Source organism: Erythrobacter sp., from assembly GCF_024305245.1.
GTDB lineage: Bacteria > Pseudomonadota > Alphaproteobacteria > Sphingomonadales > Sphingomonadaceae > Erythrobacter.
This window is the reverse complement of sequence record NZ_JAMWYX010000017.1, coordinates 21,145-29,830: the sequence shown is the minus strand read 5'-3', so window position 1 is coordinate 29,830 and position 8,686 is coordinate 21,145. Positions and strand designations below refer to the sequence as shown.

General features: G+C 57.4%; 9 protein-coding genes and 1 pseudogene. 6 read left to right on the top strand and 4 right to left on the bottom strand.

The features are described 5' to 3' along the window. The coding region (locus Q0L48_RS16240) for an ABC transporter permease (protein WP_296722708.1) at positions 1-773 on the bottom strand (773 nt) is incomplete at its 3' end. 563 nt (positions 774-1,336) lie between these two features. On the opposite strand from Q0L48_RS16240, the gene Q0L48_RS16235 reads away from it, so the two are divergent. The 3 genes and pseudogenes from Q0L48_RS16235 to Q0L48_RS16225 all read left to right on the top strand — a co-directional run. Beyond that, complete coding sequence (locus Q0L48_RS16235; protein ID WP_296722706.1) at positions 1,337-1,891, top strand: hypothetical protein; 555 nt, start codon at positions 1,337-1,339, stop codon at positions 1,889-1,891. Positions 1,892-2,185: 294 nt separating this feature from the next. Then, positions 2,186-2,728, top strand: a complete 543-nt coding sequence (locus Q0L48_RS16230) for a PilZ domain-containing protein (RefSeq protein WP_296722703.1) — start codon at positions 2,186-2,188, stop codon at positions 2,726-2,728. A 200-nt stretch (positions 2,729-2,928) separates the two neighbouring features. After that, a pseudogene (locus Q0L48_RS16225) lies at positions 2,929-3,445 on the top strand (DDE-type integrase/transposase/recombinase); the annotation flags it as partial. Between the two features lie 87 nt (positions 3,446-3,532). On the opposite strand, the gene Q0L48_RS16220 reads toward Q0L48_RS16225, so the two are convergent. Beyond that, positions 3,533-3,724: a hypothetical protein gene (locus tag Q0L48_RS16220; RefSeq protein WP_296722699.1), complete on the bottom strand. Its 192-nt coding sequence runs from the start codon at positions 3,722-3,724 to the stop codon at positions 3,533-3,535. 250 nt (positions 3,725-3,974) lie between these two features. Here Q0L48_RS16220 and Q0L48_RS16215 point away from each other — a divergent pair, with 250 nt between their 5' ends. Then, positions 3,975-4,514, top strand: coding sequence for a MarR family winged helix-turn-helix transcriptional regulator (locus tag Q0L48_RS16215; RefSeq protein ID WP_296722697.1), 540 nt, complete (start codon positions 3,975-3,977; stop codon positions 4,512-4,514). Between the two features lie 127 nt (positions 4,515-4,641). Here Q0L48_RS16215 and Q0L48_RS16210 read toward each other — a convergent pair whose 3' ends face one another. Together Q0L48_RS16210 and Q0L48_RS16205 are read right to left on the bottom strand one after the other, a co-directional pair. After that, on the bottom strand, positions 4,642-6,639 hold the full coding sequence (locus Q0L48_RS16210; RefSeq protein WP_296722695.1) for an EAL domain-containing protein: 1,998 nt from the start codon (positions 6,637-6,639) through the stop codon (positions 4,642-4,644). A gap of 52 nt (positions 6,640-6,691) precedes the next feature. Continuing rightward, entirely contained in the window at positions 6,692-7,009 is a 318-nt protein-coding gene (locus Q0L48_RS16205; protein WP_296722693.1) for a hypothetical protein, read from the bottom strand. A gap of 339 nt (positions 7,010-7,348) precedes the next feature. Between Q0L48_RS16205 and Q0L48_RS16200 the strand changes: the two genes are divergently transcribed. Further along, entirely contained in the window at positions 7,349-7,522 is a 174-nt protein-coding gene (locus Q0L48_RS16200; RefSeq protein ID WP_296722691.1) for a hypothetical protein, read from the top strand. 572 nt (positions 7,523-8,094) lie between these two features. Further along, entirely contained in the window at positions 8,095-8,544 is a 450-nt protein-coding gene (locus Q0L48_RS16195; RefSeq protein ID WP_296722689.1) for a MucR family transcriptional regulator, read from the top strand. The last annotated feature ends 142 nt before the right edge of the window (positions 8,545-8,686 follow it).

Here is an 8,686-nt window from a genome sequence, read left to right as displayed (position 1 = left end):
CCGAAATTGGTCGGGATGCCGGTATTTTCGATGATGAAATTGACCCCCGCCTGCGCAAACTGGCTGCGGGTCAGCGCCTTAAGGCCGGTCTGCTCGTTTATGCGCGCGGCGACCTCTTCGGGGGTCAGGCCGTCGCTCACCCCGACCAGCACGAAGCTCAGCCGGTTTCGCGTACCGGGGACATAATTGAGTGCGCGGCTATAGGTTGTATAAAGCGTCACGGGGGTAGTGAAGCTGGGGATCGAATCCGCCACCCCCCGGATCACCGCACGCTGGTCGTTGAGTTCAAGGCGCCGGCCGATCGGGTTCTCGCCCTCGGCGAACAGGTTGATTGCTCCAAAATCATCAATGATGACGGTGTCGGGCTCCGACAACACATGTCTTGAACCGGAGATCAATCTGCGGGGCAAGCCGATCAGCGTCGCATCATCCACCCCGATCACGGCCACGCCTTCGAGATCACCTTCTTTCGTCCGAACGTTGGCCTGCGCGCGCAGGTGCGGCACAGCCCACTTTACTCCCTCAACCGAGCGCACCTTGTCGAGTGCGGTTGATGGCATGGCGTAGCTGACGTCGGTGGTACGGCTGACCGGGTCCATCACCCACACTTCGGCCTCGGGCGCATTGTAAACGCCGCTTGCGCCGCGTTCAATCAGACTGACGAAAATCGTCAGCTGCTGGGTGATGAGCAGGGTGGAAAAAGCGATACCGAACAATAGCCCGTAGAACTTCTGGGCATCGCCGGTGAGCATTCTGATGGCGATCCAAAGCACGCAGGAGAAGCCTCCGAAATCACAACAACACGCGAAAGCCTATACAGGTAAGGTAAATTTACGATTAAATCTCAACATTCGCTGCAGGAGGGGTGGCTCAGCGTAAATTTTCAGAGAATACGATTTTCGAAGGTAGTGGCATCAAGAGTGAAGCGCTAATTACACTATTTCCGAAGATAGGATTTACACCGGTCTTTGGCAGATGTCCGAAGCGATTTCCGCCTCCTGCATGATCCGTCCTTGTCGGCCACGGCACTAACCCGTGTAAAAGCATTCCACATCGCTCCGAGAATCCTGATTGGAAAAGTGTCTCAAATGAGCGCCTTCAGAACGGAATTTTGTTTGTTTGCACTTCTCGACCGAGCTGGTTCGGACCCATAGCGATTGCCTGATCGCCGCTTGCGAAATGAAGCACTTTGCAGCAGCTGAGGCGCTTGATATGAGGGAAACAACTCGAATGAGGGGGCGGATTGCTGCAGAGCTCATCTCAGAAGTTTGGCCGCCTTCGTCCTTTTGGCCATCAGAGTAAGGTAGTTGGCGCTATTATGCTAAGTGAATGGCAGTTGGCTGTCGCGAAGGCCGATTTGGCTGATTGGGTCACAGTCGTCGCCTATCTCTTGGCGGCGGCGGCTTGTGTCCGAGCTTCTAATTACGCATGGATAAAGCGCCGAACACGCGACAGGATGTTCTGGCAGATCGCATCAGTGTTGCTCGTATTTCTCGGCGCCAATGAACTGCTGGATTTGCAAGCCCTTTTGACTGCAGTTGGTCGAGAATACGCGAAGACGAATGGCTGGTATGGTCAGCACCGGAGGGTGCAATATGTTTTTGTCTTGGCACTGGGAGTGGCGGCGGTGGTCGCCGGGATCGTGATGTTATGGCTGACTAGGCGTACAGACGCGTCAGTGCGGCTAGCCCTTATAGGCCTTGTCTTCATTGGGCTGTTTGTTCTTCTGCGCGCCGCATCTTTTCACCATTTGGATGAACTTCTCGGCGGCGGTGCGCCAGAGTTCACTTGGCGCTCGGTGCTGGAGATGCTGGGCATCTTGATCATGGCGGTTGGAGCGACTGCCTATACCCGCAAGCGCAGATCCAAAACTTTGCCGGCGAACCTATAAGCCCTCTTGTCCTGACCTCACACCTGAGGCCAATTGCGATCGGTAAATTACGCCCCTCCTGAGCGGAGGAAGCGCCGCGCCTTGCACTCCGCCGCACCGGTGAGTTCGCGGAGGGCGCGACCAAGCGGCATTTCGTGGAATATCAACGCGTCAGTAATGATGCCATCCCTGAGCTGAGGATCGCCGCACTCCCCGCTGATAGGTAGATCTACGGTTCTATGATTTACGGCGGCGCAATGAGCCGCTGTCAACGCTGCAACCTTGAAACGATTGGGTTGCGGACAGCATATGACAATGCCTGCTCATTTTTTCAGTGACGAGTCCGGCGATGATCGTGGCTACGATCGATTTCGCATTCGTCTCGGAGCCGTGCGCGTCGAAGTTGGGGCAGATGTCTCCGACGTGACGGTTCACGATGTTTCGGTGTCCGGGATTTTGCTTGAGACCGAGCAAAGGCTCGCGGCCGGTGTTCAGATCGTATTTGCTTTTCCGGATTCCTTTCGCTGCGAGGCCCGGATCGTTTGGGCGAGCAACGATTTCTATGGAGCAGAGTTCACCGAGGGATTGAGTCCAGCAGACTTGACGCGGATTTACGCTGCAAGTCAGATTGTATGGCCGAAGTTCAAAGATGAAGAACCTTCCGATTTTGCTGATCTTCGGCAAGACCCGGATATTGTCGATACTCCTCCTTCTGATGCTCTCGAGCATGATCGTGATCCTCGCACTGTCGACGACGCGGATAAGCTTCCACTCCCCACCCGCCTCAAGATCATTTTTGGAATGGCGAGCTTGTCCTGGGCAATCATCGGAGGGGGGGTCTGGCTCGCATTCGGATGATTGTTCCGCAATGCTGTTGATGCGGCATCGTCATGGTCTCGTTGCCCTCAGTACAGCCTGCTTCAATACAGCCAGATGATGGCACAGCACACAGCCGCACCAACGACCAGATTCATCAGCACACCGATCTTCACAAAATCCATGAACTGAACCGCCCCGGGATCGTCGGAGGCTCCAACTCTTGAGTAGATGGAGTCCTTATGAGCAAGACAACGAACAAGTTTTCGCCGGAGGTTCGCGCCCGTGCGGTGCGGATGATACTGGATAACGAGGGCGATTATCCGTCCCGCTGGTCAGCGGTGGTGTCGGTTGCCGATAAGATCGGCTGTTCGCCGAGAACTTTGCTGTTTACGGCGTGCGCAAGGTCTGGCGGCAGATGAGGCGTGAAGGGTTCGCCATCGCCCGCTGCACCATTGAACGCCTGATGCGCGATATGGGTTTGCATGGAGTAATCCGCGGGAAGCCGGTGCGCACCACGATCAGCGATAAAGCCGCGCCCTGTCCGCTGGATCGCGTCAACCGGCAGTTCCATGCGCCGGCGCCGAACAGGCTGTGGGTCTCGGACTTTACCTACGTCTCGACCTAGAGAGCGGGTTCGTCTATGTCGCATTCGTGATCGACGTTTATGCCCGCTACATCGTGGGCTGGCGGGTCAGCCGGACAGCACATGCCAGCTTCGTGCTGGATGCCTTGGAGCAAGCTTTGCACGACCGCCGAACCCCGGACGCTGTGGCGTAGCCACAGCGGATGCTCCTGCTTAGATGTCTCACAACCAGGAGCCGGCGTCATCCGCATAGCGCCAACTCAGCCCCCCGATATGCTGGGACGACAAGCTGCGTGCTTGTGCTGCAGCGCTCTCAGCTTTTCCGCCGCAGCGCAGATGTCAATTGCCGCAAAGGTGTAACCAAGCTCATCACAAAGGCTGAGAGCTTGCTCGACCAGCGCGATCAATTGCTCGAGCGATACTTGCTCCTGCTCTGTGGCTTGATTGTTCATGGCAGGGGTTCTGTCGGATGGAGGAAAAAGCTTTTAGCTAACAATGGTCGACTCGTTGGGCGCACCTACTCAGCTAACGCCCCTCTCGACAAGCAGGCCTTTGGTGAGCGTCTCTTCCTGTTACACCTTTGCGACAGACTGTGAAACTTCGATCCCATCCGAAATGGTCAAGGCCGATTCTCTTGGCCAGATATGGTGGTGAAAGCACAGCCTGGCTCATCGTTTTGCCCGCTCTCACTTGGCGACCGCTGTGGCCCGTGCCATACGCAACTTGGTGCCAACCCTTAGTGGAGAAGTGATCGTGCCGGAACATGATGCCGATCAGAAGAACCGAGTGCCGAGGAACTCAGTATTCAAGCAGGTAGCTGGCGATGCCATCGCTGACCGGATGGAGGCTCTGTCTCTCGAGGTCAGAGGCATGAATGATCCGCAATACGCCGGCCTTGCCAGCACTGACACGCTTAACGCGGTGGCGGCAGCCCTGAAGATAACGCGCCGCAAGATCGACCAGATCTTCGATTATGATGGCTTTGCAACCAGCCCCGCTTGCGACATCGTGCTCGAGTTGTTCGAGGCGAGAGGGAGGGGTACTCCGATATCGGTCCCGACTCTCTGCGACTCAATCAATTGCGCGTCGTCCACAATATTGCGCTGGATACACGCCATGGAAGTCATGCAGCTCATCGAGAGGTCAGGCGAGGGGAGCGATGGGCGTCCTGCTAACGTCGCTTTGACCGAAAAAGGGTATTTGAAAACCGCCCAAGCCCTCCAACTGCATCTGCATGAGTGAAGCACTCATTTGGTAGTCAAGCAACCGGATGGTCATCGGCAGCCACGCGACAGGCTGGCTGACCTTCGGCGAGTGACAGCCCTGCCGCGAACACAAGGTACAGTTGGACCTCCGAGAAGCAATCCGGTCAGATTTTCGAGATTGGCAGCATTGCGATCGGGTTGAGAATCTTGGCTTCGGTCGAGGAAAGCGCGGTGCGACCGGGGTTCATTGCCAAGATGGTCATTCCGGACTCCGGACGACCAAGGTGGTAGCCTTGGGCAAAATCGCAACCCATGGCTCGGATCAGGGCCAGTTGCTCCTCTGTTTCAACGTGCTCTGCGACACATTTCGCTCCGCTGGCGTGGCAAAGCTCTATCAGTCCAAGCAGGATGCGACGCGAACGTTCGCAATACTGAATATTGGTTGTGAGCGAGCCGTCAAGCTTGACGACATCGAATACCAGGTCGCGCAGATAGGAAACAGATGCGTGGCCAGCACCAAAATCATCCAGTGCAATTATGCAGCCAGCTTCCCTCAGCTTCTGCAACTCACGCTTCGCTTTTGCCATGTCGGCAAGAAATGCAGTTTCGGTTACCTCGAACTGGATACTGCCAGGGGAAAAACCGTCTTCCTCCAGCAGGTCCAGCATTCTGGCAGCAGCGCCTTCCAGGCTGATCTGAATGGCGCTCAGGTTGAACGAAAGCCTCAGCTCCGGCGGCCACGGCCTGACAGCATTGACGGCCTTGCGCAGCAGCGCTTCGTTGAGTTCCTCGATGATACCGAGTTGCTCGGCAACGGAAATGAATTCGCTGGGTGGGATGACCCCCAATTCGTCGCTATTCCAGCGTGCCAGGGCTTCAGAAGAAACCACCGTGTTTGACGCCAGGCAAATGATTGGCTGGAAATGGACTGTCATTTCCATTTGAGCCTTGCGATCCAGAAGCATTTTTTCAAGCCCTGCCCGGCGCTTGTCCAAGGCATGCATCTCTTGATCGTATAATCGCCAAACACCTCGTCCTGATGCCTTTGCGCGATAGAGCGCCGAGTCTGCCTGCCGGACAAATTCGCTGACCGACGAAGAAATCGGACCAGCTTCAGCAAGACCGCAAGAGGCTCCGATGTTCAGGCTTTTGCCCTCCCATTCGATCGGAGTGCTGGCCAAGTCACAAATTGTGCGCCCAATTTTGGCGATGTCCTGCTTGGCCAGGCCATTACGCCAGAATATGGCAAACTCATCGCCTCCGGTGCGAGCAACAATGGCATTGTCGCCAAATGCACCCAGCAAGCGCAATGCAAATGCCTCGAGGATAGCATCACCAGCAGCGTGACCGAAGGCGTCGTTTGCGGCCTTGAAACCGTCCAGATCACTGATTGCGACGACGCTACCGCCCCCTGACGTTGGGCCCTGCATCATATTGCGCTGCATTTCGCGAAACAGTTTTGCGCGATTGGCGAGGCCGGTCAGAGCGTCTTCATCCGCTCTCTTGAGAGCGGCCACCTCGGCAGAGATTGCGCGATTATGTTCCTTGGCAATCGCCAGCCGGCCGGTAACCAGCGCCGACAGTGCACGGCTATGTGTGTGCAGCAGACGCATCAATAGTAAAAGCACCAGCAACAGGCTGATGCCGATCCCCGTGCTTGTTGCGTCCTTCATGAACATAAGCCTGGTCGCCATCGGCAGGCCGAGGATAGCAAGGGGGAGTATTGCGGCGCGCGGAAAACTGCTGAGGCCATAGGCAGCGCCCAAGGCGGCCAGAATGCTGAACAACAGAATGCTCATCGTTTCGCCGGGGTGCTTGGAAATGAGCACCTGCGTCCAGATCGAAAAGCCGACGCATACCAAGACAGTCAAAACCACCATCTTGACCAATTGAGCGGCAATCACATCCAGATCATCGCAGTCCCGCTGGAAAAACAGCCAGACGATCATTCTCCACGCGAGCACAGCGGTGAGAAAGCTGACCGGCGAAATCAGAACCAGTTCTTCGCCGCCAGTCGCAACATGAAGTCCGACAAGGTTGACGAGAACCGTGGCATAAAGCAGCGGCATTTGCTGTCGCAGGCTCCTGAAATTCGCCACCGCCTGCTCGCGAAGCTCGCAGGACGATTGCGCAGGAATCAGATATGAAAGTGCCTGCAGCATAGCCCGGGCAATAGGACGCCAGGCGCAAAGAATGCGTTAATCGGTGGGCTCGTTAATGACCGATAGCTAATTGCAGATTGCCGTGGATGGGCGAAGTGCAGCCTGCGGTTTTGCGGCAGGGAGCGCCTGTTGCCATCATCGTCCAGATGATCCGGACATTTGCCAGCACGGCAGCGGCAATTTTGGGCTTTGTGCGCTCCAGGAGCAGCACCGCCCATGGCCGCTTCGCGCTGCCCAGCTTTGCACGCCGAACCACCGCCATGACACCAGCGATAAGCACCTTGCGCAGACGGGTGTTGCCCGCCTCGCCGGTACTGCCACGGTCGCTCCTTGCCGCTGCCCCGATCCTGGCGGGCGCAAACCAATCCAAGCTGACAGGTCTCGTGTATCGCAGAGGGTGACACTATCGAGCGGCCTGGCCGCGATCATGGCCGCGATCATGGTTGCGGGCAGCCGGCCGCCTGCCTCAAGGTTGGGGGCAACGGCGAAGATGCGGCGCTCCATTAGCCTGTATTCCAGGTCACACACCGCCTTTGCCGCCCGGGCGGGGCCTCTTGGCCGCTGCAGCTATCATCCCGGACTATCAAATTCTCCGTCTGCCGCACGCTGGGCGTGCTTGGCCGCAGGAGCGGGGAACGATGATGCTGGCTGTTTGCTAACCATAAGTGGGGGCGGCAAAGGCAGCAATTTTACGCAAAAGGACGTATGTATGAGCACCCGAACCGCCCTGAGCAGGGCTCGCGGCGAAGTTACCCGAAAGCCTCTTGTTGAGCTTCTGCACCGTGCGCGGCGTTCGAAGCACATCACCGGCGAAAACGAGCCCGCCGAGACCGAAGCGGCCCGCAGCGCGTATGCGCGGCTCGGCAAGTTGGCCGGCCGCTAGTTGGGGTTGCAATATCGCGCCTCACGAATTAGCGGCCGCGACTTTGCAAGATCCAGGCCGCTCACCCACGAATGCTACGGCGAGGGCCGGCTGACAATTTGCCTCCCCTTTTCATCTGTATCTGAGCCTCACGGCGCTCCCCTAAAGCGGCCATCGATTGTCATCGGGCAGCCGCATCGACGATCAGGTTTTGGCTCGTCCGGCGACAACCGGCAAGTTCCTGACGTCCGTCCCCACCGTGTCGGGCATTCGAGGCGGCGCGGCTCTGGCATCGCTCGGTAGAAGCGAGCAGGTCTTCGCCATTCTCCCTGGCCGCGATTGGCCAGGAAGAAGCAAGGCGCACGCACCGGCCAGCGCCCAAAGAAACCGGACATCGATTCCGCGGACCCTCGATCATCGCTTTGGGAAAGCGTGAACGACAGGCCTCGTGGAAGGGATGAGGGCGAAAAGCAGAAGGGCAGGTCTGCATGCTCTTCCATCATTGATTGCCGCCTGGCTTGCGCAGTTGTCATAATTGACTTGTTGGTCCATGTCAGTTGCAACCAACACCTACCGTAAAGGCAAAACGAACCGTGGATAATAATCAGAAGCTCTCGTCCGAAATTCTTATCGAACTCACCAGTGATATCGTTTCGGCGCATGTCAGCAATAATGATGTTGCTGTCGGCGATTTGCCCGGCCTTATCACCAACGTTTATGCGGCGCTTGCCGATCTGGGCGAAGCGCCCGTGGTTGAAGAACCCAGGCCGGAACCAGCAGTTTCCATCCGCAATTCGGTAAAGCCCGAATACATCGTGTGTCTCGAGGACGGCAAGAAGCTGAAAATGCTCAAGCGCTATCTTCGCACAAACTTCGACATGACCCCCGAAGAATACCGCGCGCGCTGGAATCTGCCTGCCGATTACCCGATGGTCGCTCCCGCCTATGCCGAAAAGCGCCGCGAACTGGCAAAGAAGATCGGTCTGGGCCGCAAGCCCGGCACCACCGTCGCGCCCAAGCCGCGCCGCGCCAAGAAGGCGTGATGGAGCGGGGCAGGGGGATGAAGATTGCGGACGGGTTTGCCATCGGATCCCGATCCCCCGCCCCCCGCCCCCCGCCCCCTGCCGCAGTCGATGCCGTGCGTGAACGAATATAGAGGGTCCGAAAGGGGTGCTCTCGCGCAAG